Consider the following 25,306-nt stretch of genomic DNA (forward strand, 5'->3'; position numbering starts at 1 on the left):
GCGCGCAGTAGCGCGCCGTTTGTTTGAAGGTAAAGGGAACACACCAACGATGGCAAAGATCTTCTGCGTTGCGAACCAGAAGGGGGGCGTCGGCAAGACGACGACATCGGTCAATCTCGCCGCAAGCCTTGCAGCGCAGGAGCAACGAGTCCTGCTGATCGATCTCGACCCGCAGGGTAATGCGACGATGGGCAGCGGGATCGACAAGGCTGCTTGCGAAGCGACCGTGTACGAGGTGCTGGTCGACGGCGTGTCGGTGACCGACGCGCGCATCCGTCCGGACGGCGTCACCTACGACGTGCTGCCCGCGAATCGCGAGCTGTCCGGCGCCGAGATCGAACTGATCAGCATCGACAACCGCGAGCGCCGGCTGAAGGCTGCGCTCGAGCGCGTGTCCGACGACTACGACTTCGTGCTGATCGATTGTCCGCCGACGCTGTCGCTGCTGACGCTGAACGGGCTGTGCGCGGCGCACGGCGTCGTGATTCCGATGCAGTGCGAGTACTTCGCACTGGAAGGGTTGTCGGACCTCGTCAACACGATCAAGCAGGTTCACGCGAACATGAACCGCGACCTGAAGATCATCGGCTTGCTGCGCGTGATGTTCGATCCGCGCATCACGCTGCAGCAGCAAGTTTCCGATCAACTGAAAGCGCACTTCGGCGACAAGGTGTTCGACGCGGTGATTCCGCGTAACGTGCGCCTGGCGGAAGCGCCGAGTTACGGGCTGCCGGGCGTCGTGTTCGACCGCAGCTCGCGCGGTGCGCAAGCGTATCTCCAGTTCGGAGCCGAGATGATCGACCGCGTTCGCGCGTTCGAGGTGTCGTGATCCGGACATGAGCGAAGCGAGGAAGAAAGACATGAACGCGGTACCAAAGAAGAAGGGCTTGGGACGTGGCCTCGAAGCGCTGCTCGGCGGCAGTGCCGATATCACCGAAGCGGTGAAGATCGAAGGGGCACCGAACACGCTCGCGCTCGGCAAGCTGCAGGCCGGCAAGTACCAGCCGCGTACGCGGATGGACGAAGGCAGCCTGCAGGAGCTCGCGGCAAGCATTCGCGCGCAGGGCGTAATGCAGCCGATCCTGGTACGGCCTATTTCATCAGACAAATACGAGATCATCGCGGGTGAGCGCCGTTTCCGGGCGGCGCGCCTGGCGGGTCTCGATGAAGTGCCGGTGCTCGTGAAGGACGTCTCGGATCAGGCCGCCGCGGCGATGGCGCTGATCGAGAACATCCAGCGCGAGGACCTGAACCCGCTTGAAGAAGCGCACGGCATCCAGCGCCTGCTCGACGAGTTCGGTTTCACGCACGAACAGGCGGCCGAATCGGTCGGCCGTTCGCGCAGCGCGGTATCGAACCTGCTGCGCCTGCTGAACCTGGCTTCGCCGGTGCAGACGATGCTGCTGGCCGGTGATCTCGACATGGGGCATGCGCGCGCGCTGCTCGCCGTCGATGCGGCCACGCAGATCACGCTTGCCCATCAGGTCGTCAACAAGCGCATGTCGGTGCGTGAGACCGAGAAGCTCGTCACGCACACGACGAAGGAAGTGCCGGCCGTGAAGGCGCGCGCGAAGGACGATGGCGGTCGCGATACGCGCCGACTCGAGGAGGAGTTGTCCGACCTGCTCGCGTCGACGGTGAAGATCAAGCTTGGCCGCCGCGGGCGAGGGCAGGTGACGATCGACTTCGGCAACCTCGACGCACTCGAAGGCATTCTCGTGCGACTGCGCGGCAACGTCGCAACCGAAGAGTAAAGGGCGACGCATGGCGGAGACGGACGCACCGGCGCCGCGCCGGTGGTTGGGGTGGCTTGCGCAGGAGCCCGTGCTATCGGTGCTTGTGCTTGGCCTGATTGTGCTGCAATGGGTGCGTCCGCAACCATTTTCCGTATTGGCCGATCGCGTCGACTGGCAGACGGTCGCGACGCTCGCGGGCCTGCTGATGTTGACCAAGGCGCTCGAGTTGTCCGGCTGCCTGATGTGGCTCGCACACCGCATCGTGCATCACGTGCATTCCGAACGCGGGCTCGCGATGCTGCTCGTCGGGTTCGCCGCGTTGCTGTCGATGTGGCTCACCAACGACGTCGCGCTGTTCGTCGTCGTGCCGCTGATGGTGTCGCTGCGTGCGCTGACGCCGCTGCCGTTCCGGCGGCTCGTGATCGTCGTCGCGCTGGCCGTCAACGCGGGGTCCGTCGCGACGCCGCTCGGCAATCCCCAGAATCTTTTCCTGTGGCAGTTGAGCGGCGTGTCGTTCGGCCGCTTCGTGGTCACGCTCGGGCCGCTCGCGATCGCGCTGATGGCGCTGCTGCTCGTGCTGACCGCGTGCGCGTTTCGCGCGAAACCGCTCGATCTGTCCGGCGACGTCGCCACCATTCCCGTACAACGCCTGCACGCGCTGATCGCGGCGGGGCTGTTCGCGGCCTTCGTGCTGCTCGCCGATGCACACCATCCGCTGCCGGGCCTGCTTGCCGTCGCGATCGTGCTGCTCGTCGTCAAACGTGACGCAGTCCTGAAGATCGACTGGCTGCTGATGCTGATCTTCGTACTGATGTTCGTCGTGCTGCGCAGCGCGGCTGCGCTGCCCGTCATTCATGACGCGATTGCGCATGCGAATCTCGATTCACCGCTGCGCATCTTTGCGGCCGGTGCCGTGCTGTCGCAGGGCATCAGCAACGTGCCGGCCGCGATCCTGCTGTCGGAGTTCACGCATGACTGGCGCGCGCTCGCGTTCGGCGTATCGGTCGGCGGCTTTGGTTTCGCGATCGGCTCGCTGGCGAACCTGATCGCGGTGCGTCTCGCGAAGGAGCCGCGCATGTGGTTGCCGTTCCACCTGGTCTCGATTCCGTTCGCGCTCGTGAGCGCGGCACTCGGCGCGTGGCTGCTCGTTCACGGTTGAACGACGTGATGCGTGTGGCACAGGCGTGCCATTTGGGTGGTGGGGGGGCGCACAGCATTCGCGCTGGTGCGGGCTGTTGATAAGTGCCGCAATCCACAGTCGATCGACTGTGGTGGCATGACAACTGATTGGATAATTCGTTGCGTCAGCATCAGTCCGGATTTCGCGTATCCGGCGCGGCCGGGTGACCACAGTGTTTCGTCTGTTCGGGGCTTCGTGCTGAACTCGAGCCCGGAACCGCGTCACAGCGTGGGCGCTGGGTGGTGATCGTGCCGCCCCGACGGCGCCCGCGCCGGGCATCGTTTCCTCGCTATTCCCTCGTCACCGGAATTTTTTCGAGCAAGAAATACCGGTGCAAAAAGGCGACCTTACAACTGTCATCGTACGTCGTCGAATCGCCCGTTTTTTCACATGATGAGGCGTCGTTTTACGCAGGTTTTTGTCGCGTCTAAAGCCTTGAATCACTTGCAACTATCGCTTACAATCGCCCGGATTTGTTAGCTAGGCACCCCTGAAAGCTTTCAGAAAGCTTGGGGCCGGGTTCAAGGATTTTGCGGAAGATTGCGATGGCGGGTCAGGCGCCGGACGACAGGCACGATGATCAGCGCACGCAACGCACCGCTTCAGCGGCCGGCGAGCGGCGCGAATTCGACGATGACTGGGATGCCGAGCAGCAAGATAACAACATCGTTCCGCTCACGCGGGCAGACGCCGAAAAGCTGTTCGGCCCGAACGTGAGCAAGCCCTCGCGCGTGACCCCCTATAAGGTGGTATTCGCGCAAGTGGTTCTGTCCCTGGTTGCAACGCTGGCGTGGTGGCTGTTTTCAAAGTCGCCGGGCGCCGCTGCGCAATCCGCGTTTCTGGGCGGAGCGATTGGCTGGGTGCCCAGTGCGGTATTCGTGGCACGACTGAAGGCAGGTGGCTCGGCCACCGTGATGAGCTGGGTGATGGGCGAAGCCCTGAAGCTCGCTCTGACGATCGGGATGTTCACTGCAGTGGCGTTCGGCTGGTCCGGCGTGCACTGGGTGCCGTTCCTCGTCACGTACCTCGTCGTGCTGAAGACGTACTGGATCGCGCTGGCCTGGCGGTAAGGAACAAGCAGCGTGCGGTTTCGACAACGAACCGCACCAGCCCGTTCCCGCAATAGCGTGTTGCGGAACGGGCAAAACGATTTTCGACAATTTGGGTGGCATTAACGATATGGCAGCTAGCGAAGGCACGCGCGGTCCGGATCCGTCCGAGTACATTGCGCACCACTTGCAGAATTTCTCCACCTCGCATCAGACGTCGATTTTCGACATCCACGTCTGGAATCTCGACACGCTGTTCTGGTCGATCGTTTGCGGCATCGTGACGATCCTCGTGCTGCGTCTGGCCGCCCGCAAGGCGACGTCGGGCGTGCCGGGCCGTTTCCAGTGCGCGATCGAGATGCTCGTCGAGATGGTCGAAGACCAATCGAAGGCCATCGTTCACGGCAATCGTACCTTCATCGCTCCGCTCGCGCTCACGGTGTTCGTGTGGGTCGCGCTGATGAACTCCCTCGACTTCCTCCCGGTCGACCTGCCGGGCCGCGTGATCGGCCTGCTCGGTCTGTCGGACGTGATTTCCCACCATCGCATCGTCCCGACGGCCGACCTGAACGGCACGCTCGGCATCGCGCTCGGCGTGTTCGTCCTGATGATCTACTACAGCATCAAGATCAAGGGCGCGGGCGGCTTTGTGCATGAGCTGCTGTCGGCACCGTTTGGCGCCCACCCGCTGCTGTGGATCCCGAACCTCGCGCTCAACATCGTCGAATATCTCGCGAAGACCGTCTCCCTCGGTATGCGGCTGTTCGGCAACATGTACGCGGGTGAGCTGTTGTTCCTGTTGATCGCCCTGCTCGGCAGCATGTGGAGCTTTGGTGGCGACGCAACGTTCCTCGGCTTCGTTGGTCATGTGATCGCGGGTAGCGTCTGGGCAATCTTCCACATCCTGATTGTTCTGTTGCAGGCATTCATTTTCATGATGCTGACGCTGGTGTATCTCGGCCAGGCGCACGACAAGCACTAAGCGCGGCGTGCAACAAAGAGTTTCCGTTTTAGTTTTTTAAATCTCAGTTCCAAGTCTTTTCACAAAGGAGTGATCATGCAAGCTTACATCGCCAACATCCAGGGTCTGACCGCCATCGGTATCGGCATCATCATCGGCCTGGGTGCAATCGGCGCCTGTATCGGTATCGCGCTGATGGGTGGTAAGTACATCGAAGCCTGCGCACGTCAGCCGGAACTCATCAACCCGCTGCAAACGAAGATGTTCCTGCTGGCTGGTCTGATCGACGCGGCATTCCTGATCGGCGTGGGTGTTGCAATGCTGTTCGCGTTCGCGAACCCGCTCCTGTCGAAGCTCGCAGGCTAAGGTTCCTCGGAAATATGCGTCCGGCGCAAGCCGGCGCAGGGCGGAACGGAGACTTGGGGCGCTGATCGAATGCAACTCGATGAGCGCCTTACCGTTTCATTTTTCCGGAATAGCAGATAAGGAAACACCGTGAATCTCAACGCAACTCTGTTTGCGCAAATGGTCGTGTTCCTGGTCCTCGCGTGGTTCACGATGAAATTCGTGTGGCCGCCGTTGATCAACGCCCTCGACGAACGTTCGAAGAAGATCGCCGACGGCCTCGCCGCCGCCGAGAAGGGCAAGGCAGAACTCGACGCAGCGCACAAGCGCGTGGACCAGGAACTCGCGCAGGCCCGCAATGACGGCCAGCAGCGCATCGCCGACGCTGAAAAGCGTGCCCAGGCGGTCGCCGAGGAAATCAAGGCCAACGCCCAGGCTGAAGCCGCCCGCATCATCGCCCAGGCGAAGGCGGAAGCAGAACAGCAAATCGTGAAGGCGCGCGAAGCGCTGCGTGGTGAAGTCGCTACGCTGGCCGTGAAGGGCGCCGAGCAGATCCTGAAGCGCGAAGTCGATCAAACGGCCCACGCCCAACTGCTGAATCAACTGAAAGCCGAGCTCTGATCATGGCCGAACTTGCAACCATCGCCCGCCCTTACGCAGAAGCGCTGTTCCGCGTGGCCGAGGGCGGTGACATCGCCGCCTGGTCCACGCTCGTGCAAGAGCTGGCCCAGGTTGCGCGTCTGCCGGAAGTCCTGTCGGTCGCGTCGAGCCCGAAGGTGACGCGCACGCAAGTAGCCGAGTTGCTGCTTGCTGCGGTGAAGTCGCCGCTCGGAGCTGGCGCCGAAGCGAAGAACTTCGTGCAGATGCTGGTCGACAATCATCGCATCGCGCTGCTGCCGGAAATCGCCGAGCAGTTCGAGGCGCTCAAGAACGAACGTGAAGGTGCAGCCGACGCCGAGATCGTGAGCGCGTTCCCGCTGAACGGCGCGGATCTCGAGAGTCTCGTCTCGGGCCTCGAACGCAAGTTCAAGCGCAAGCTGAAACCGACGGTCGCAGTCGATTCGTCGCTGATTGGCGGCGTGCGCGTGACGGTCGGCGACGAAGTGCTCGACACCTCGGTTCGCGCGCGCCTCGCATCGATGCAGGCTGCGTTGACCGCCTGAGCGCCACGCCGGCACGCAACAGAATTGACTATCAGGAGCGAATAATGCAACTCAATCCCTCTGAGATCAGCGAGCTGATCAAGAGCCGGATCCAGGGCCTTGAAGCGAGCGCAGACGTTCGCAACCAGGGCACCGTGATCTCCGTGACCGACGGTATCGTGCGTATCCACGGCCTGTCGGACGTGATGCAGGGCGAAATGCTCGAGTTTCCGGGCAACACGTTCGGCCTCGCGCTGAACCTCGAGCGCGACTCGGTCGGCGCGGTGATTCTCGGCGAATACGAACACATCTCGGAAGGCGACATCGTCAAGACGACGGGCCGCATTCTCGAAGTCCCGGTTGGTCCGGAACTCGTCGGCCGCGTGGTCGATGCGCTCGGCAACCCGATCGACGGCAAGGGCCCGGTCAACGCCAAGCTGACCGACGCGATCGAAAAGATCGCCCCGGGCGTGATCTGGCGTAAGTCGGTGTCGCAGCCGGTGCAGACGGGCATCAAGTCGATCGACGCAATGGTGCCGATCGGCCGTGGCCAGCGTGAGCTGATCATCGGCGACCGTCAGTGCGGCAAGACCGCGGTGGCGCTCGACGCGATCATCAACCAGAAGGGCAAGGACCTGATCTGTATCTACGTCGCGATCGGCCAGAAGGCTTCGTCGATCATGAACGTGGTTCGCAAGCTCGAAGAAACGGGCGCGATGGAATACACGATCGTCGTCGCCGCTTCGGCTTCGGATTCGGCAGCGATGCAGTACCTCGCACCGTACGCCGGCTGCACGATGGGCGAATACTTCCGCGATCGTGGCCAAGACGCGCTGATCATCTATGACGACTTGACCAAGCAAGCCTGGGCATACCGTCAGATCTCGCTGCTGCTGCGCCGCCCGCCGGGCCGTGAAGCGTACCCGGGCGATGTGTTCTATCTCCACTCGCGTCTGCTCGAGCGTGCTGCTCGCGTGTCGGAAGAGTACGTCGAGAAGTTCACGAACGGCGAAGTGAAGGGCAAGAGCGGCTCGCTGACGGCACTGCCGGTCATCGAAACGCAGGCTGGCGACGTGACCGCGTTCGTTCCGACGAACGTGATCTCGATTACCGACGGCCAGATCTTCCTGGAAACCGACCTGTTCAACGCAGGCATCCGCCCGGCAATCAACGCCGGCGTGTCGGTGTCGCGAGTCGGTGGCGCCGCTCAGACGAAGGTCGTGAAGAAGCTGTCGGGCGGTATCCGTACCGACCTCGCGCAGTATCGTGAACTGGCGGCATTCGCCCAGTTCGCATCGGACCTCGACGAAGCGACCCGCAAGCAGCTCGAGCGCGGCCGCCGCGTGACGGAACTGCTGAAGCAGCCGCAGTACCAGCCGCTGCAGGTGTGGGAACTGGCCGTGTCGCTGTACGCCGCAAACAACGGCTACCTCGACGACCTCGACGTCAAGCAAGTGCTGTCGTTCGAGAAGGGCCTGCGCGAAAACCTGAAGACCAGCCACGCTGACCTCATCAAGCGCATCGAAGACACCAAGGATCTCTCGAAGGACGACGAAGGCGCACTGCGCTCGGCGATCGAATCCTTCAAGAAGTCCGGTGCCTATTGATCCGCGAGTGACACACTGAGGCCGCGCGGGTGCTGATGCGCCCGCGCCGCTTCGGTCAAGGAGCAAGCTATGGCTGGAATGAAGGAAATTCGCGGCAAGATCAAGAGCGTGCAGAACACGCGCAAGATCACGAAGGCGATGGAAATGGTGGCCGCATCGAAGATGCGCCGCGCGCAGGAACGCATGCGCGCCGCTCGTCCGTATGCGGACAAGGTCCGTGCCATCGCCGCGCACATGAGCCGCGCGAACCCGGAGTACCGCCACCCGTTCATGGTGGCGAACGAAGGCGCGACGACGGCCGGCATCATCCTCGTCACGACGGACAAGGGGCTGTGCGGTGGTCTGAACACCAACGTGCTGCGTGCGACGGTGCAGAAGTTCAAGGAGCTGGAAGAGAAGGGCCAGAAGGTCGAAGCCACCGCGATCGGTAGCAAGGGCCTCGGGTTCCTGAACCGCTTCGGCGCGAAGGTGATGTCGCAGGTCGTGCACCTCGGCGACACCCCGCATCTGGACAAGCTGATCGGCGCCGTGAAGACGCAGCTCGACCTGTACTCGGAAGGCAAGCTGTCGGCGGTTTATATCGCTTACACGCGCTTCGTCAACACGATGAAGCAGGAAGCCGTGATCGAGCAGCTGCTGCCGCTGTCGTCGGAACACTTCGAAGCCGATGATGGTACGCCGGCCACGTCGTGGGACTACATCTACGAGCCGGACGCGCAGGCAGTCGTCGACGAACTGCTCGTGCGTTACGTCGAGGCGCTGGTGTACCAGGCCGTCGCGGAAAACATGGCGTCCGAGCAATCGGCGCGCATGGTCGCGATGAAGGCCGCGTCCGACAACGCGAAGACGGTGATCAGCGAACTGCAGCTCGTATACAACAAGAGCCGTCAGGCCGCGATCACGAAAGAACTGTCGGAGATCGTCGGCGGCGCAGCCGCTGTTTAAGCGCGCGCCCGGGACGACAACTGCGCCTTTGCGCGAGTAAAGAATCAGGTATTTAAAGGAAAAGCGATGAGTACTGCTGCTTTGGTAGAAGGCAAGATCGTACAGTGCATCGGCGCCGTTATCGACGTGGAATTCCCGCGCGACAGCATGCCGAAGATCTACGACGCGCTCATTCTCGATGGCTCGGAACTGACGCTCGAAGTCCAGCAGCAGCTGGGCGACGGCGTTGTCCGTACCATCTGTCTGGGTGCATCCGACGGCCTGCGCCGCGGCCTGACCGTGAAGAACACGGCAAAGCCGATCTCGGTGCCGGTCGGCAAGCCGACCCTCGGCCGAATCATGGACGTGCTTGGCCGTCCGATCGACGAAGCTGGCCCGATCGAAAGCGAAACGACGCGTTCGATCCACCAGAAGGCGCCGGCGTTCGACGAACTGTCGCCGTCGACCGAACTGCTCGAAACGGGTATCAAGGTCATCGACCTGATCTGCCCGTTCGCAAAGGGCGGCAAGGTTGGCCTGTTCGGCGGTGCTGGCGTGGGCAAGACCGTCAACATGATGGAGCTCATCAACAACATCGCGAAGGAACACGGCGGTTACTCCGTGTTCGCGGGCGTGGGCGAGCGTACCCGTGAAGGGAACGACTTCTACCACGAAATGAAGGACTCGAACGTTCTCGACAAGGTCGCTCTGGTGTACGGCCAGATGAACGAGCCGCCGGGCAACCGTCTGCGCGTCGCGCTGACCGGCCTGACGATGGCCGAGCACTTCCGTGACGAAGGCCTCGACGTGCTGTTCTTCGTCGACAACATCTACCGTTTCACGCTGGCCGGTACCGAAGTGTCGGCACTGCTCGGCCGTATGCCGTCGGCAGTGGGCTATCAGCCGACGCTGGCTGAAGAAATGGGCAAGCTGCAAGAGCGCATCACGTCGACCAAGAAGGGCTCGATTACGTCGGTCCAGGCCGTGTACGTCCCTGCGGATGACTTGACCGACCCGTCGCCGGCTACGACCTTCGGCCACCTGGACGCAACCGTCGTTCTGTCGCGTGACATCGCTTCGCTGGGTATCTACCCGGCGGTCGACCCGCTCGACTCGACGTCGCGCCAGATCGACCCGAACGTGATCGGTGAAGAGCACTACTCGATCACCCGTCGCGTTCAGCAGACGCTGCAGCGCTACAAGGAACTGCGCGACATCATCGCGATTCTGGGCATGGACGAACTGTCGCCGGAAGACAAGCTGTCGGTCGCGCGCGCGCGTAAGATCCAGCGTTTCCTGTCGCAGCCGTTCCACGTTGCTGAAGTGTTCACGGGCTCGCCGGGCAAGTACGTGCCGCTGAAGGAAACGATCCGCGGCTTCAAGATGATCGTCGACGGCGAGTGCGACCACCTGCCGGAACAGGCGTTCTACATGGTCGGCACGATCGACGAAGCCTTCGAAAAGGCCAAGAAGATCTCGTAAGGGTCGGGTGTAACGCAGCGGGTGCCGTTGGCCGTTGATTCTCCTATAGCACTGGCGATAGGGGACACGGCACCCACGCACTATGCTCAATCCGCCGTGCATGGGATCGAAGTGGGCGTTTTAGCGCCCGCTCCGATCGACAGGAGTCGATATGGCAACCATCAAAGTAGACGTCGTCAGCGCAGAAGAGCAGATCTTCTCGGGCGAGGCGAAATTCGTCGCGCTGCCGGGCGAAACGGGTGAGCTGGGCATTCTGCCGGGCCACACGCCGCTGATCACGCGGATTCGTCCGGGTGCGGTGCGCATCGAAGTCGAGGGCGGCAACGACGAATTCGTGTTCGTCGCGGGCGGCATTCTCGAAGTGCAGCCGGGCGCCGTGACGGTGCTCGCCGATACCGCGATCCGCGGCAAGGACCTCGACGCGGCGAAAGCCGAGGAAGCACGCAAGCGTGCCGAGGAAACGCTGCAGAACGCGAAGTCGGATCTCGACCTCGCGAAGGCGCAATCCGAGCTCGCGACCGCGATGGCGCAGCTCGAGGCGATCCAGCGTCTGGCGAAGATTCGCAGCCGGCACTGAGCCGCGCCGCGTATCCCGCGAAAGAAAAGCAGCCTTCGGGCTGCTTTTTTTTCGTCCGTCATGTTCGTCTGATTTTTGCGGGCCGGATCATTCCGTCCGGTCGTGCTATTTCATCCGTCCGCCGTGATTTGATGTCAGAGTATCGTCAGCCACGCGCGTCATCATCCGCGTGGAGGCCGTTCGTCGCGAGTGCGCGGCGGAGGCGGGCGCGGAAGGCGCGCGCAGGCCGATCAGACAAAAAGGACGGAGACATTCATGGCAGCAGACCTTGGCGTGGGCGCGCTGATCGCGCCCGAAAACGGCTTGTCGTATGTGCGTGGCACGACCGATGTGCCGCTCTCCGAAGCGACGATCGGACGGTTCCTGCTCGATACGGCCGGGCGCTTTCCCGATCGTCCGGCCGTCGTGTTCCGCGAGCAGCAGGTGCGCTGGACCTGGCGCGAGTTCGCGAACGAGGTCGACGTGCTGGCCGCGGGCCTGGCCGCGCTCGGGATCGTGAAGGGCGATCGCGTCGGCATCTGGTCGCCGAACCGCAGCGAATGGCTGCTTACGCAGTTCGCCACCGCGCGGATTGGCGCGGTACTCGTCAACATCAATCCGGCCTACCGGCTGTCGGAGCTCGAATACGCGCTCAACAAGGTCGGCTGCAAGGCCGTGATCGCCGCCGAGCGCTTCAAGACGTCCGCGTACGTCGAGATGCTGCAGACCATCGCGCCGGAGCTCGCGACCGCGACGCCGGGTGACCTGCATGCGGCGCGGGTGCCGAGCCTGCGCACGGTCGTGTCGATGGGCGACGTCGCGCCGGCCGGCATGTTCCGCTTCGCGGACCTGATGGCGCGCGGCCGCCAGGCCGTCGATCCCGCATTGCTCGATGCGATCGGCGCGACGCTCTCGGCCGGCGAGCCGATCAACATCCAGTTCACCAGCGGCACGACCGGCAGCCCGAAGGGCGCGACGCTCACGCACCGCAACGTCGTCAACAACGGGCGCTCGATCGCGACGGCGATGCGTTTCACCGAGCAGGACACGCTGTGCATCCCGGTGCCGCTGTATCACTGCTTCGGGATGGTGCTCGCGGTGCTCGCGTGCGTGTCGAAGGGCGCGGCGATGGTGTTCCCCGGTGAAGCGTTCGACCCGGTCGCGACGCTCGCGGCGGTGGCCGACGAACGTTGCACCGCGCTGCACGGCGTGCCGACGATGTTCATCGCCGAGCTCGATCACCCCGAGTTCGCGAAATTCGACCTGTCGACGCTGCGCACCGGGATCATGGCCGGCTCGCCGTGCCCGATCGAGACGATGAAGCGCGTCGTGTCGCAGATGCACCTGTCGGAGATCACGATCGCGTACGGAATGACGGAAACGAGCCCCGTGTCGTTCCAGAGCTCGACCGACGATCCGCTCGAGAAGCGCACGACGACGGTCGGACGCATCCAGCCGCACCTGGAAGTGAAGATCGTCGATCCGAGCGGCGCCATCGTGCCGGTCGGCACGACGGGCGAGCTGTGCACGAAGGGCTATTCGGTGATGCTCGGCTACTGGGACGACGACGCGAAGACGCGCGAGGTGCTGGTGGACGGCTGGATGCATACGGGCGACCTCGCGACGCTCGATGCGGATGGCTACTGCAACATCGTCGGCCGGCTGAAGGACATGGTGATTCGCGGCGGCGAGAACGTGTATCCGCGCGAGATCGAGGAATTCCTGTTTCGGCATCCGAAGATTCAGAGCGCGCAGGTATTCGGCGTGCCCGATGCGAAGTACGGTGAGGAGCTGTGCGCGTGGATCGTGCTGCGCGCGGACGAGCAGATGACGGAGGACGACGTGCGTGCGTTCTGCAACGGGCAGATCGCGCACTACAAGATCCCGCGCTACATTCGCTTCGTCGACGAGCTGCCGATGACGGTGACGGGCAAGGTGCAGAAGTTCGTGATGCGCGACCGGATGATCGAGGAACTGAAGCTCGACGTGCAGAAGACCGCGTAGCGCGGCATGAAGGCGGGAAAAACGCGGCGGCCTGCGGGCCGTTGCGTTTTCGATGGACGAAAAAAAGCGGGCTTATTAGCCCGCTAAAAACCACACGCTACGGGGTTAGCGCGAGGAGACCAAAGATGAAACCGAGTCCGGCGGGGGGCCGGAAACGACTCCAACAGGGATGCCCCTCGGAAGGGCTTCGGTACGTGACCGACTGGCTCGCAGCGCTTCGCGTCCGCTCACACTTGGCACACGAGACCGCATCCGTGTTGAAACCGTTGAGGCCATTGTGGGCGAATTAATGACCCGTCGCGGTAACAAAGTGTTTCAGGTTGTAACGCCCGCCGGATAAGGCTTTCCGGGATTTTTTGCTGTTTTTGAGGGCCTGAAAAAGGTCATTTTTACCCATATTTTCCGCAGCGTTTTCAGCACATGCGCACGATGCGTTTTTCACGCGTATCAGGCTCGACGAATTGCCGATTTGCACGCGAGAAAATGCGCCGTGCGGCCGATACCGCGCATGACGATTCATTCGTCAGAAAGATTTTGAAACGTGATCGGCAGGCGCGGAAGTCGGCCGTTCGGCCAATTCGATGGCTGCGGGCCGATTTTCAGGGCGTCGGCACACCGCAGCGAAGTGTAACGGCGGGGATGGGGCCACCGCCGCGCAGCGACTTTTGCGGGCGTCGGAGGCGGGTCGGTGCCCGCTAGCTGCCGCCATGCACGAGCCTGCTTACTTCAGCCATTTGTCCGAAATCGCCTGATATTCGCCGGTCGACAGCGCGAGATGCAGCCACTGGTCGACGTACTGCTGGAACGCGACGTCGCCGCGCGGCACCATGTACGCCTTCTCGCCGAACTGGAACGGCTTGTCCGGATGCACCGAGCACAGGCCCGGATTCAGCTTTTGCTGCAGCAGCGTCTCGGATGCATCCGTCACCATCACGTCCGCCTTGCCGGCGAGGATCTGCTTGAAGATCGTTACGTTGTCCGGATAGACGGTGAGGTTCGCGTGCGTGAAATACTGCTTCGCGAAACGCTCGTTGGTGCCGCCCGGGTTCACGATCACGCGCGTTTCCGGCCGGTCGATCTGCGCGACGGTCTGGTATTTGTCGGCGTCCGCGCAGCGCACGATCGGCGTCTTGCCGTCGACCACGTACGGCTGCGTGAAGAACACGCGCTTCTGGCGCTCGAGCGTCGTCGACACGCCCCCCACCGCGATGTCGCATTTCGCGACGAAGTCGCCGGTCAGGTTCGGCCAGCTCGTCTTCACGTAATCGGTCTTCACGCCGAGCGACTTCGCGAGCGATTCGGCCATGTCGATGTCGATGCCCTCGAAGCGGCCGTCCGCGCGGTAGTACGAATACGGCTTGTAGTCGCCCGTCGTGCACACGCGCAGCGTGCCGCGCGCGAGCACGTCGTCGAGCCGCGAGCCGGTGCCCGGTGCGGCGGCAGCGGCGAGCGCGCCGGTCTGCGCGTGCGCGGCGGAGCAGCAAAGCAGCGCGGCCGAGGCGAGCGTGGCGAATGTCTTCATCGGTCTCCTCCTTCGTTTCGTTCGATATGAGCGTCCGATCATAACGGAGCCATCGCGCGCGTCATATGGCCGCCATCGCGTCGGCATGCGCAGCCTGAGGGCGGCTGTCCGGTAAAATGCCGGTTTGCCCTCGCATCGTCGCTCCTACCGTGGCCCATACCCTGCTCAACGACACCTTCCTGCGTGCGCTTCTGCGCGAGCCGACCGACTACACGCCGATCTGGCTGATGCGCCAGGCCGGCCGCTACCTGCCCGAATACAACGCGACGCGCGCCCGCGCCGGCAGCTTCCTCGGTCTCGCGAAGCATCCCGACTACGCGACCGAAGTGACGCTGCAGCCGCTCGAGCGCTTTCCGCTCGACGCCGCGATCCTGTTCTCGGACATCCTGACGATTCCGGACGCGATGGGGCTCGGCCTCGACTTCCAGGTCGGCGAAGGGCCGAAGTTCGCGCATCCGGTGCGTACCGAGGCCGACGTCGCGAAGCTCGCGGTGCCGGACATCGAGGAAACGCTCGGCTACGTGACGGGCGCCGTGCGCGAAATCCGTCGCGCGCTCACCGACGGCCAGGGCCGCCAGCGCGTGCCGCTGATCGGTTTTTCGGGCAGCCCGTGGACGCTCGCGTGCTACATGGTCGAAGGCGGCGGGTCGGACGATTTCCGCACGGTGAAGTCGATGGCGTATTCGCGCCCCGACCTGATGCACCGGATCCTCGACGTGAACGCGCAGGCGGTGGCCGCGTACCTGAACGCGCAGATCGAAGCCGGCGCGCAGGCCGTGATGATCTTCGATACGTGGGGCGGCGCGCTGGCGGACGGCGCGTACCAGCGCTTCTCGCTGGACTACATCCGCCGCGTGGTCTCGCAGCTCAAGCGCGAGCACGACGGCGAACGCGTGCCGGTGATCACGTTCACGAAGGGCGGCGGGCTGTGGCTCGAGGAGATCGCGGCGACCGGCGTCGACGCGGTGGGGCTCGACTGGACGGTCAATCTCGGCCAGGCGCGCGAGCGCGTCGCGGGCAAGGTCGCGCTGCAGGGCAACCTCGATCCGACGATCCTGTTTGCGCCGCCGGCCGCAGTGCGCGAGCAGGCGCGCGCAGTGCTCGACAGCTATGGCAACCATCCGGGCCACGTATTCAACCTCGGGCACGGCATTTCGCAATTCACGTCGCCCGATCACGTCGCCGAACTCGTCGACGAAGTGCATCGCCACAGCCGCGCGATCCGTAGCGGAGCCGCCGGCTGAACGCAAGCGCTGTCATGCTGCATTGCGGCGCGACAGCGTTTCGCTATTGTCACTAAACAGGGCGCAACCCCCCACCGGTTGCCGATTCAGTGCTTGTCAAGACTTGACTTATACACATTTTCCACGTTGCAGCGCGGTAGAGCCCTGTATCGGTCAATTTGTCTCGCTATGGTTCGGTAATTTGAATAGCAGCCTTATGGCATAAGGCTCCGCGGGGCACCGCAACACGCGGCGAAAATCAGCGCAAAGCGCGGCCCCGCGCGCGTTGCGGCCATCGAGCGGCGAGTTCTCAACAAAGTTATCCACAGGCTGGGCAGGGTATACGGCGATTCCTAATGCGAATCCAAAACTTAGCGCCGAATCTGAAGTTTTACTTTAAGTTCGCTGCCCCGATGCGGGCGCGGATGTCGGCCGTCCATGCCCATGCGGCGCATCCGGCCGCCGGAGCGCCGGGATGAGCGGCACCTATCTGCGCGTCGCGCTCGACCATCCGCTCGCGACCCTGTTCGATTACCGCTGCGACGCGCAACCGGCGCCCGGGCCCGGCACGCTCGTCCAGGTGCCGTTCGGCAAGCGGCAGGCCGTCGGGCTCGTCTGCGAAGTGACGACTCACACCGACGTGCCGCCGTCGCGGCTGCGCGCGATCGACGCGATCTGCACCGACCTGCCGCCGTTGTCGCCGGACTGGCTCGCGCTCGTGTCGTTCGCCGCGGATTACTACCAGCGCGGACGTGGCGAGGTCGCGCTGCCGGCGCTGCCGCAGGCGCTGCGCGATGCCGGGCGCTGGGGGCGGCTGCTCGCGCCCGAGGTGCGTTACCGGCCGACGGAAGCGGGCCGCGCGGCGCTGCCCGATACATTGCCCGCGCGCGGCGCCGCGCTGCGTCGGCTCGCGCAGGCGCTGGTCGACAGCGGCTCGCTGGCGCTGCCCGACGCGCGCGCGCTGCACCCGAAGGCCGCGGCCACGCTCGACGACTGGGCGGCGCGCGGCTGGGTCGACGTCGAGGAGATCGGCTGGGCCGATGCGCCTGTGCCCAAAGCTGTGGATAACCTGTTGGCAGCCGGTGGAAGAACTGTGCCGCCGGCGCTCACGGACCAGCAGGCCGAGGCGCTCGACGCGATCCGCGCCGCGCAGGGCTTCGCGCCGTTCCTGCTGCACGGCGTGACGGGCAGCGGCAAGACCGAGGTCTATCTGCATGCGCTCGCGTCGCTGCTCGACGCGCGGCCGGATGCGCAGGCGCTCGTGCTCGTTCCCGAAATCAACCTGACGCCGCAGTTCGAGGCCGCGTTTCGCGCGCGCTTCGCGGGGGCGCTCGCCGACGACGCAATCGTCACGCTGCACAGCGGGCTCGCGGAGGGCGAGCGTGCGCGCAACTGGCTCGCCGCGCATACGGGCCGCGCGCGGATCGTGCTCGGCACGCGCCTCGCGGTGCTCGCGTCGATGCCGACGCTCGCGCTGATCGTCGTCGACGAGGAGCACGAGCCCGCGTACAAGCAGCAGGAAGGGTTGCGCTATTCGGCGCGCGATCTCGCCGTGTGGCGCGCGAAGCAGCTCGCCATCACGGTCGTGCTCGGCTCGGCGACGCCGTCGCTCGAAAGCTGGTGGCAGGCCGAGCAGGGCCGCTACACGCGGCTCACGCTGTCGCGCCGCGCGGTGGCCGACGCGACGCTGCCGACCGTGCGGCTGATCGATCTCGAAGAGGAGCGGCGGCGCGGGCGCGCGTCGATGGGCGGGCTGTCGGGGCCGCTCGTCGCGGCGCTGAAGGCGCGGCTCGAGCGCGGCGAACAGAGCCTGGTGTTCCTGAACCGGCGCGGTTATGCGCCGCAGCTCGCGTGCGATGCCTGCGGCTGGGTCGCCGGCTGCCCGCGCTGCAGCGCGTACGTCGTGCTGCACAAGCCCGAGCACGCGTTGCGCTGCCATCACTGCGGCTGGGAAGCGCGGATTCCGCGGTCGTGCCCCGAGTGCGGGAACGTCGACATCGCGCCGCTCGGGCGCGGCACGCAACGCATCGAGGAGGCGCTCGCCGAGGCCGTGCCCGGCGCGCGCGTGCTGCGGATCGACGCGGACAGCACGCGCCGCAAGGGCAGCGCGCAGGCGCTCTTTTCCGATGTGCATGCGGGTGAGGTCGATATCCTCGTCGGCACGCAGATGATCGCGAAGGGGCACGACTTTCAGCGCGTGTCGCTCGTCGGCGTGCTCAATGCCGACACCGCGCTGTTCTCGCATGACTTCCGCGCGAGCGAACGACTGTTCGCGCAGCTGATGCAGGTGAGCGGCCGTGCGGGGCGCGCCGGGCTGCCGGGTGAAGTGCTCGTGCAGACGCGTTACCCGCGTCACGCGCTGTACCACGCGCTCGGGCGGCAAGACTACGTCGGCTTCGCGAATTCGACGCTCGGCGAGCGCCGCGACGCGCACCTGCCGCCGTTCGTCTACCAGGCGTTGTTGCGCGCCGAAGGGCGCACGCTGGACGCCGCGCTCGCGTTCCTGCTGCAAGCGGCGGCCGCGTTGCCGGGGCTGCCGGGCGCCGATCGCGTGACCGTCTACGACGCGGTGCCGATGACGATCGTCAAGGTCGCGAACGTGCATCGCGCGCAGTTGCTGCTCGAAAGCGCATCGCGGGCGGCGCTGCAGCATGCGCTGCGTGCATGGCAGCCGGAGCTGCGCGCGTTGAAAGGCGTGCTGCGGTGGAGCGTCGAGGTCGATCCGCTGGATATCTGAGCTGAGCGGCGGCGCGGCATGCGGCCGTCGTGCTGCGTGCCGCTGCGTTGCACCCCCGGCCACCGGGCCGGGTGCCCCTGAATCGTCACTTGCCGCCCGGCCGCGCCCTGGCGTCTCACACCTTCCGTCGCACCCAGTGCAACCCGTTTTCGTCCGCCGCGACGCGTGCGGACGGTTGCGCACGCCTGTCAAACCGGCCCGCTCAGGGAAAACACCGATCCTCCGACCACGGGCAACTCCTAGGTTGCAACCGCATAAGTGGCTGATTATATTGAGTAACCTATGGGTGCAACCTGTCTCGTAATTTGGTTGCACCTTTTTGTTGCGTGCCGTAGGATTTCGCGCATCCTCTCACACCACATTGCCGGGCTCGCACCGGCGCACGAACCCACCATGGCAAGCACGACTCTCGGCGTCAAAGTCGACGACCTTCTTCGCTCGCGCCTCAAGGACGCCGCCGCGCGTCTCGAGCGCACTCCCCACTGGCTGATCAAGCAGGCGATCTTCGCGTATCTCGAGCGGATCGAGCACGGCCAGTTGCCGCCCGAGCTATCGGGCCACAGCGGCGTGACGGAGCTCGCCGACGGTCAGTCCGCGGACGGCGACGACGACAACTCGCCGCATCCGTTCCTCGAGTTCGCGCAGAACGTGCAACCGCAATCGGTGCTGCGCGCGGCGATCACGGCGGCGTACCGCCGCCCCGAGCCGGAATGCGTGCCGTTCCTGCTCGGCCAGGCGCGCCTGCCCGCGAACCTGCAGGCGGACGTGCAGGCGCTCGCGACGAAGCTCGTCGAGGCGCTGCGCGAGAAGAGCTCGGGCGGCGGCGTCGAAGGGCTGATCCACGAATTCTCGCTGTCGAGCCAGGAAGGCGTCGCGCTGATGTGCCTCGCCGAAGCGCTGCTGCGCATTCCCGATCGCGCAACCCGCGATGCGCTGATCCGCGACAAGATCAGCAAGGGCGACTGGCGCTCGCACGTCGGCCACGCGCCGTCGCTGTTCGTGAACGCGGCCACGTGGGGGCTGATGATCACCGGCAAGCTCGTGACGACCAACAGCGAAGCCGGGCTGTCGTCGGCGCTGACGCGCCTGATCGGCCGCGGCGGCGAGCCGCTGATCCGCAAGGGCGTCGACATGGCGATGCGCCTGATGGGCGAGCAGTTCGTCACCGGCGAGACGATTTCCGAAGCACTGGCGAACAGCCGCAAGTACGAAGCGCGCGGCTTCCGTTACTCGTACGACATGCTCGGCGAAGCGGCGACGACCGAAGAGGACGCGCAGCGCTACTACGCATCGTACGAGCAGGCGATCCATGCGATCGGCAAGGCGGCCGGCGGCCGCGGCATCTACGAAGGCCCGGGCATCTCGATCAAGCTGTCCGCGCTGCACGCACGCTACTCGCGCTCGCAGCAGGACCGCACGATGAGCGAGCTGCTGCCGCGCGTGCGCGCGCTCGCGCTGCTCGCCCGCCGTTACGACATCGGCCTGAACATCGACGCCGAAGAGGCCGACCGCCTCGAACTGTCGCTCGACCTGCTCGAGGCGCTGTGCTTCGATCCGGACCTCGCGGGCTGGAACGGCATCGGCTTCGTCGTGCAGGGCTACCAGAAGCGCTGCCCGTTCGTGATCGACTACCTGATCGATCTCGCGCGCCGCAGCCGCCACCGCCTGATGATTCGCCTCGTGAAGGGCGCGTACTGGGATACCGAGATCAAGCGTGCGCAGGTCGACGGCCTCGAAGGCTATCCGGTCTATACGCGCAAGATCTACACGGACGTGTCGTACCTCGCATGCGCGAAGAAGCTGCTCGCGGCGCCGGACGCCGTGTACCCGCAGTTCGCGACGCACAACGCGTACACGCTGGCCGCGATCTACCAGCTCGCGGGCCAGAACTACTACCCGGGCCAGTACGAATTCCAGTGCCTGCACGGGATGGGCGAGCCGCTGTACGAGGAAGTCACCGGCCGCGACAAGCTGAACCGCCCGTGCCGCGTGTATGCGCCGGTCGGCACGCACGAGACGCTGCTCGCGTACCTGGTGCGCCGCCTGCTCGAGAACGGCGCGAACACGTCGTTCGTGAACCGCATCGCGGATAAGACCGTGTCGGTGAAGGAGCTGGTCGCCGATCCGGTCGACGAGGCATCGAAGGTCGTGCCGCTCGGCGCGCCGCACACGAAGATCCCGCTGCCGCGCAACCTGTACGGCGACGAGCGTCCCAACTCGATGGGCCTCGACCTGTCGAACGAGCACCGCCTCGCGTCGCTGTCGTCCGCGCTGCTCGCGAGTGCGCATTTCCCGTGGCGCGCCGCGCCGATGCTCGCCGACGACACGCTCGCCGACGCGCCGGCCCGCGACGTGCGTAACCCGGCCGACCAGCGCGACCTGGTCGGCACGGTCAGCGAAGCGACGGCCGAACACGTGAGCGCGGCGCTCGCGCACGCGGTGGCCGCCGCGCCGATCTGGCAGGCGACGCCGGTCGATGCGCGTGCCGACTGCCTGGTGCGCGCGGCCGACCTGCTCGAGGCGCAGATGCACACGCTGATGGGCCTGATCGTGCGCGAAGCCGGCAAATCGCTGCCGAACGCGATCGCCGAGATTCGTGAGGCGGTCGACTTCCTGCGCTACTACGCCGCGCAGATCCGCGACGAATTCTCGAACGACACGCACCGCCCGCTGGGCCCCGTGGTCTGTATCAGCCCGTGGAACTTCCCGCTCGCGATCTTCATGGGCCAGGTCGCCGCGGCACTCGCCGCCGGCAACACGGTGCTCGCGAAGCCGGCCGAACAGACGCCGCTGATCGCCGCGCAGGCCGTGCGCCTGCTGCGCGAGGCCGGCGTGCCGGCCGGTGCGGTGCAACTGCTGCCGGGCACGGGCGAGACCGTCGGCGCGGCACTGGTGGCCGACGCGCGTACGCGTGCGGTGATGTTCACCGGCTCGACCGAAGTCGCGCGCCTGATCAACAAGACGCTGTCCGCGCGCCTCGACCCGGACGGCAAGCCGATTCCGCTGATCGCCGAAACGGGCGGCCAGAACGCGATGATCGTCGACTCGTCGGCGCTCGCGGAGCAGGTCGTCGCGGACGTGATGCAGTCGTCGTTCGACTCGGCCGGTCAACGGTGTTCGGCGCTGCGCGTTCTGTGTCTGCAGGACGACGTTGCGGACCGCACGCTGACGATGCTCAAGGGCGCGATGCACGAGCTGGCGCTCGGCAATCCCGACCGGTTGTCGACGGACGTCGGCCCGGTGATCGACGGCGAAGCGAAGCAGACGATCGACGCGCACGTCGCGGCGATGAGGGACAAGGGCCACGCGGTCACGCAACTGCCGATGCCCGACGCATGCGCGCACGGCACGTTCGTGCCGCCGACGCTGATCGAGATCGGCAGCATCGACGAGCTGAAGCGCGAGGTGTTCGGCCCGGTGCTGCACGTGGTGCGTTACCGCCGCAGCCAGCTCGACAAGCTGCTGGAGCAGATCCGCGCGACCGGCTACGGGCTGACGCTCGGCATCCACACGCGCATCGACGAGACGATCGCGCACGTGATCTCGAACGCGCACGTCGGCAACATCTACGTGAACCGCAACGTGATCGGCGCGGTGGTCGGCGTGCAGCCGTTCGGCGGCGAAGGGCTGTCGGGCACGGGCCCGAAGGCCGGCGGCGCGCTGTACCTGCAGCGCCTGCTCGCGACGCGTCCGTCGGGCCTGCCGCGTTCGCTCGCGCAGTCGCTGATCGCGGACGGCGCGGTGGAAGGCGACGCACGCGGCAACCCGGCGGCGGCGCTCACGACGCTGCGCGACTGGCTGATCGAGCAGCGCGAGCCGGCGCTGGCCGCGCGTTGCGACGGCTATCTGGCTCAGGTGCCGGCCGGTGCGACCGCGGTGCTGACCGGTCCGACGGGCGAGCGAAACACGTATACACTCGGCCCGCGCGGCACGGTGTTGTGTGTCGCGGCGACGCCGGGCGGTGCGCGCGCGCAGTTCGCGGCGGTGCTGGCGACCGGTAACCGCGCGCTGTTCGCGGGTGCGGCCGGCGAGGCGCTGGTGGCCGCGCTGCCGGCATCGCTGAAGGCGCATGCGAGCGTGCGCAAGCAGGCCGACGCGCCGTTCGACGCTGTGCTGTTCGAAGGCGACAGCGACGAACTGCAGACGCTCGTGAAGGACGTCGCGCAGCGGCCGGGCCCGATCGTGTCGGTGCAGGGCGTGTCGGTGGGCGCGTTCGAGAACGGCGATGCGGAAGATTACGCGCTGGAACGGCTGCTGACGGAGCGCTCGGTGAGCGTGAACACGGCCGCGGCGGGTGGCAATGCGAATTTGATGACGATCGGCTGACCATCCTTGCCGTTCGGATCAAACATAGGAAGCGGCAAGGCGATCCCGAAGCCGCTCCATTTACCCTGGTACCAAGGAGATGCTATGCAACACACGATGAAAAAGCTGGCAGGCGCGACGTTCGTCGCGGTCATGTCGCTGGCGGGGACGGCCCATGCGGATGACGTGAAGATCGGTTACGCAGGGCCGATGACGGGCGCGCAGGCGCACTACGGCAAGGATATGCAGAACGGGATCGCGCTCGCGATCGAGGATTTCAACGCGACGAGCCCGAAGATCGGCGGCAAGCCGGTGAAGTTCGTGCTCGACACGCAGGACGACCAGGCTGACCCGCGCACCGGCACGACGGTCGCGCAGAAGCTCGTCGACGACGGCATCAAGGGCATGCTCGGCCACTTCAACTCGGGCACGACGATTCCGGCTTCGCGCATCTACGCGAACGCGGGCATTCCGCAGATCGCGATGGCGACCGCACCGGAATACACGCAGCAGGGCTACAAGACGACCTTCCGCATGATGACGTCCGACACGCAGCAGGGCTCGGTGGCCGGCACGTTCGCGTCGAAGGATCTCGGCATGAAGAAGATCGCGATCGTCGACGACCGCACGGCCTACGGCCAGGGTCTCGCCGACCAGTTCGAGAAGGCCGCGAAGGCCGGCGGCGCATCGATCGTCGACCGTGAATTCACGAACGACAAGGCGGTCGACTTCAAGGCGATCCTGACCAAGCTGAAGGCGGCGAAGCCGGATCTCGTCTACTACGGCGGCGCGGATTCGCAGGCGGCACCGATGGTCAAGCAGATGAAGGCGCTCGGCATCACCGCCCCGCTGATGAGCGGCGAAATGGTGAAGACGCCGACGTTCCTGAAGATCGCGGGCAACGCGGCCGACGGCACGATCGCTTCGCTGGCAGGCCTCCCGCTGGAAGAAATGCCGGGCGGCAAGACGTACGCCGACAAGTACAAGAAGCGCTTCGGCGAAGACGTGCAGACGTACTCGCCGTACGCGTACGACGGCGCGATGGCGCTGTTCAACGCGATGAAGAAGGCCGATTCGACCGATCCGGCGAAGTACCTGCCGGTGCTCGCGAAGACCGACATGGCCGGCGTGACGTCGACGCACGTCGCGTATGACGCGAAGGGCGACCTGAAGAACGGCGGCATCACGATGTACAAGGTCGAGAAGGGCGAGTGGAAGCCGCTGAAGAGCATCGGCGGGAAGTAAGCAGCCGGTCTTGATGTTCTGACGCGCGGGGCGGCGGCGCAATGCGTCGTCCCGCGCGTCATGCGAAAGAGCCACTGGGCCCGTTGGGTCTGGTGGCTTTTTCTTTGGCGAGCTACGGCTGGTAGGGCATAGGGATCTTGCAGGCCACGGTGGTGCAGAGGGGGCGCCGCATGCGTACGTCGATACCGCATCGCCGCGGCCGGCGGCAGTATGACGTTACTTGCCGTCGCAGCACTTGTTAGGGCAGTCGGGCAGGAACGAAATTTCCACACGCCGTCCATTGTCCACGTCGCCATGCGAATAAACGCGGGCGCTCTTCTGGATGGTTCCGCGCAAAAAACCTAATTCCTCCAACAGCGCATACGCGGTTTGCAATCTCGATTGCGCAAGGGCCGGTGCTTCCGGTTCACTTTCCTCGGCATGGCCGCTGATCAGCGTCGTTTCTTTGGTTAGGTGATTTGCATAATTGATTTTTTGGTCGGCTACCCATTTTGCGATGCGGACGATCTCGGAATTCGATATGTGTGAGCTATCTCTCGAAAAGTAGATGTCGAAATTCTCGCTGGCGATGCATGCGAATACCGGATTGGAGATGAGAAGGCTTATGCCAAGAATAAACTTAAGCATTGTAAATGACATATCCTGCAATACTGTCGGCATTGTTGATTGCTTGATTCGGATTTTCGGCTCCAAATGTCAAGCATTCCTCCATGAAATATCTGTGATCCTTGGTTGCCATTGTATCGTCGAAATGACTCACCTCATGAATCAGCGTGGAAACTACGGAATCCTTTTCCCATGAAAAATCTCGCATTGTGCAAAAGTCGGGATGTATTGAAATCGTATGAGTTGCAGTATCTGGTGAGCACACTGATGCTGCAACTCCCGATTTGTTCGGATTCGGAACGCATCCAATGTGTTTGAATCGCTCGCTATCCCATCGCGTGAAATTGTAGCCTGTGAGTGACTTTAGTACGCGAGCGATTGCCGCTAGACCTGCTAATAGGGCTATGCGGGTGCTCTCATCGGTTCTACCGAACCACTGTAATACACGTGCCTTATCAGCGTGGGACCAGCGCTGCAAATCCTCGATTCTTTTACCGACAAGAGAAACGGCTCGATCGCGTTTACTCAATACCATTTCCCGGAATTCCTTGTTTGTCATGTTGTGACATATTCTTTCGATATTGATTGTTACCTCCACCATCGACCCAGGATTGGTATTAGTGACTGCGCCTGAATGTACGAGGAACCATTCTCCGCCGTCGTTCACATCAAAATTTTTCAT

20 protein-coding genes are annotated in these 25,306 nt (G+C 64.5%); 17 read left to right on the forward strand and 3 right to left on the reverse strand.

Features of this window, described 5'->3' with window-relative positions:
- Positions 1-49 precede the first annotated feature (49 nt).
- From CFB43_RS00420 to CFB43_RS00485, 13 genes are all read left to right on the forward strand, one after another.
- Positions 50-829 carry a ParA family protein gene (locus CFB43_RS00420; protein WP_089424149.1) on the forward strand — a complete coding sequence of 260 codons (780 nt, stop codon included), beginning with the start codon at positions 50-52 and terminating at the stop codon, positions 827-829.
- A 31-nt stretch (positions 830-860) separates the two neighbouring features.
- The gene (locus CFB43_RS00425) at positions 861-1,754 is read left to right on the forward strand and encodes a ParB/RepB/Spo0J family partition protein (RefSeq protein WP_041492996.1); all 894 of its coding nucleotides are present in this window, start codon (positions 861-863) and stop codon (positions 1,752-1,754) included.
- Between the two features lie 10 nt (positions 1,755-1,764).
- Positions 1,765-2,895, forward strand: coding sequence for an SLC13 family permease (locus CFB43_RS00430; RefSeq protein ID WP_089493813.1), 1,131 nt, complete (start codon positions 1,765-1,767; stop codon positions 2,893-2,895).
- A gap of 566 nt (positions 2,896-3,461) precedes the next feature.
- Positions 3,462-3,986, forward strand: coding sequence for an ATP synthase subunit I (locus CFB43_RS00440; protein ID WP_089424151.1), 525 nt, complete (start codon positions 3,462-3,464; stop codon positions 3,984-3,986).
- A 109-nt stretch (positions 3,987-4,095) separates the two neighbouring features.
- Entirely contained in the window at positions 4,096-4,947 is an 852-nt protein-coding gene (gene atpB / locus CFB43_RS00445; RefSeq protein WP_011350522.1) for a F0F1 ATP synthase subunit A, read from the forward strand.
- 75 nt (positions 4,948-5,022) lie between these two features.
- Complete coding sequence (gene atpE, locus CFB43_RS00450; protein ID WP_006482730.1) at positions 5,023-5,292, forward strand: F0F1 ATP synthase subunit C; 270 nt, start codon at positions 5,023-5,025, stop codon at positions 5,290-5,292.
- A gap of 129 nt (positions 5,293-5,421) precedes the next feature.
- Positions 5,422-5,892, forward strand: a complete 471-nt coding sequence (locus tag CFB43_RS00455) for a F0F1 ATP synthase subunit B (protein ID WP_039351436.1) — start codon at positions 5,422-5,424, stop codon at positions 5,890-5,892.
- A 2-nt stretch (positions 5,893-5,894) separates the two neighbouring features.
- On the forward strand, positions 5,895-6,434 hold the full coding sequence (locus CFB43_RS00460) for a F0F1 ATP synthase subunit delta (RefSeq protein ID WP_011350524.1): 540 nt from the start codon (positions 5,895-5,897) through the stop codon (positions 6,432-6,434).
- A gap of 44 nt (positions 6,435-6,478) precedes the next feature.
- Entirely contained in the window at positions 6,479-8,020 is a 1,542-nt protein-coding gene (gene atpA, locus CFB43_RS00465; protein ID WP_021160444.1) for a F0F1 ATP synthase subunit alpha, read from the forward strand.
- A 69-nt stretch (positions 8,021-8,089) separates the two neighbouring features.
- Positions 8,090-8,965: a F0F1 ATP synthase subunit gamma gene (atpG, locus tag CFB43_RS00470; protein WP_069246774.1), complete on the forward strand. Its 876-nt coding sequence runs from the start codon at positions 8,090-8,092 to the stop codon at positions 8,963-8,965.
- A 66-nt stretch (positions 8,966-9,031) separates the two neighbouring features.
- A complete protein-coding gene (gene atpD, locus CFB43_RS00475; protein WP_011350527.1) occupies positions 9,032-10,426 on the forward strand; it encodes a F0F1 ATP synthase subunit beta in 1,395 nt (464 codons plus the stop codon).
- A gap of 151 nt (positions 10,427-10,577) precedes the next feature.
- Positions 10,578-11,003, forward strand: coding sequence for a F0F1 ATP synthase subunit epsilon (locus tag CFB43_RS00480; protein ID WP_006477288.1), 426 nt, complete (start codon positions 10,578-10,580; stop codon positions 11,001-11,003).
- Between the two features lie 255 nt (positions 11,004-11,258).
- Entirely contained in the window at positions 11,259-12,986 is a 1,728-nt protein-coding gene (locus tag CFB43_RS00485; RefSeq protein WP_089493815.1) for an AMP-binding protein, read from the forward strand.
- A gap of 721 nt (positions 12,987-13,707) precedes the next feature.
- On the opposite strand, the gene CFB43_RS00500 is transcribed toward CFB43_RS00485, so the two are convergent.
- Complete coding sequence (locus tag CFB43_RS00500) at positions 13,708-14,508, reverse strand: transporter substrate-binding domain-containing protein (RefSeq protein ID WP_089493817.1); 801 nt, start codon at positions 14,506-14,508, stop codon at positions 13,708-13,710.
- Between the two features lie 149 nt (positions 14,509-14,657).
- On the opposite strand from CFB43_RS00500, the gene hemE reads away from it, so the two are divergent.
- The 4 genes from hemE to CFB43_RS00520 all read left to right on the forward strand — a co-directional run bounded on the left by hemE (position 14,658) and on the right by CFB43_RS00520 (position 24,018).
- On the forward strand, positions 14,658-15,752 hold the full coding sequence (hemE, locus tag CFB43_RS00505; protein ID WP_278190121.1) for a uroporphyrinogen decarboxylase: 1,095 nt from the start codon (positions 14,658-14,660) through the stop codon (positions 15,750-15,752).
- A gap of 454 nt (positions 15,753-16,206) precedes the next feature.
- A complete protein-coding gene (locus tag CFB43_RS00510; protein WP_089493819.1) occupies positions 16,207-18,468 on the forward strand; it encodes a primosomal protein N' in 2,262 nt (753 codons plus the stop codon).
- A 393-nt stretch (positions 18,469-18,861) separates the two neighbouring features.
- Entirely contained in the window at positions 18,862-22,794 is a 3,933-nt protein-coding gene (gene putA / locus CFB43_RS00515; protein ID WP_089493820.1) for a trifunctional transcriptional regulator/proline dehydrogenase/L-glutamate gamma-semialdehyde dehydrogenase, read from the forward strand.
- Between the two features lie 84 nt (positions 22,795-22,878).
- Positions 22,879-24,018, forward strand: coding sequence for a branched-chain amino acid ABC transporter substrate-binding protein (locus CFB43_RS00520; RefSeq protein ID WP_089493821.1), 1,140 nt, complete (start codon positions 22,879-22,881; stop codon positions 24,016-24,018).
- A gap of 216 nt (positions 24,019-24,234) precedes the next feature.
- On the opposite strand, the gene CFB43_RS00525 is transcribed toward CFB43_RS00520, so the two are convergent.
- Together CFB43_RS00525 and CFB43_RS00530 are read right to left on the reverse strand one after the other, a co-directional pair.
- A complete protein-coding gene (locus CFB43_RS00525; RefSeq protein WP_089493822.1) occupies positions 24,235-24,645 on the reverse strand; it encodes a hypothetical protein in 411 nt (136 codons plus the stop codon).
- On the reverse strand, positions 24,638-25,306 hold the full coding sequence (locus tag CFB43_RS00530; RefSeq protein ID WP_089493823.1) for a M35 family metallo-endopeptidase: 669 nt from the start codon (positions 25,304-25,306) through the stop codon (positions 24,638-24,640). Before CFB43_RS00530 ends, CFB43_RS00525 begins: the two co-directional genes overlap by 8 nt.

The sequence above is a fragment of the Burkholderia sp. AU15512 genome (genome assembly GCF_002223325.1).
Classification (GTDB): Bacteria; Pseudomonadota; Gammaproteobacteria; order Burkholderiales; family Burkholderiaceae; genus Burkholderia.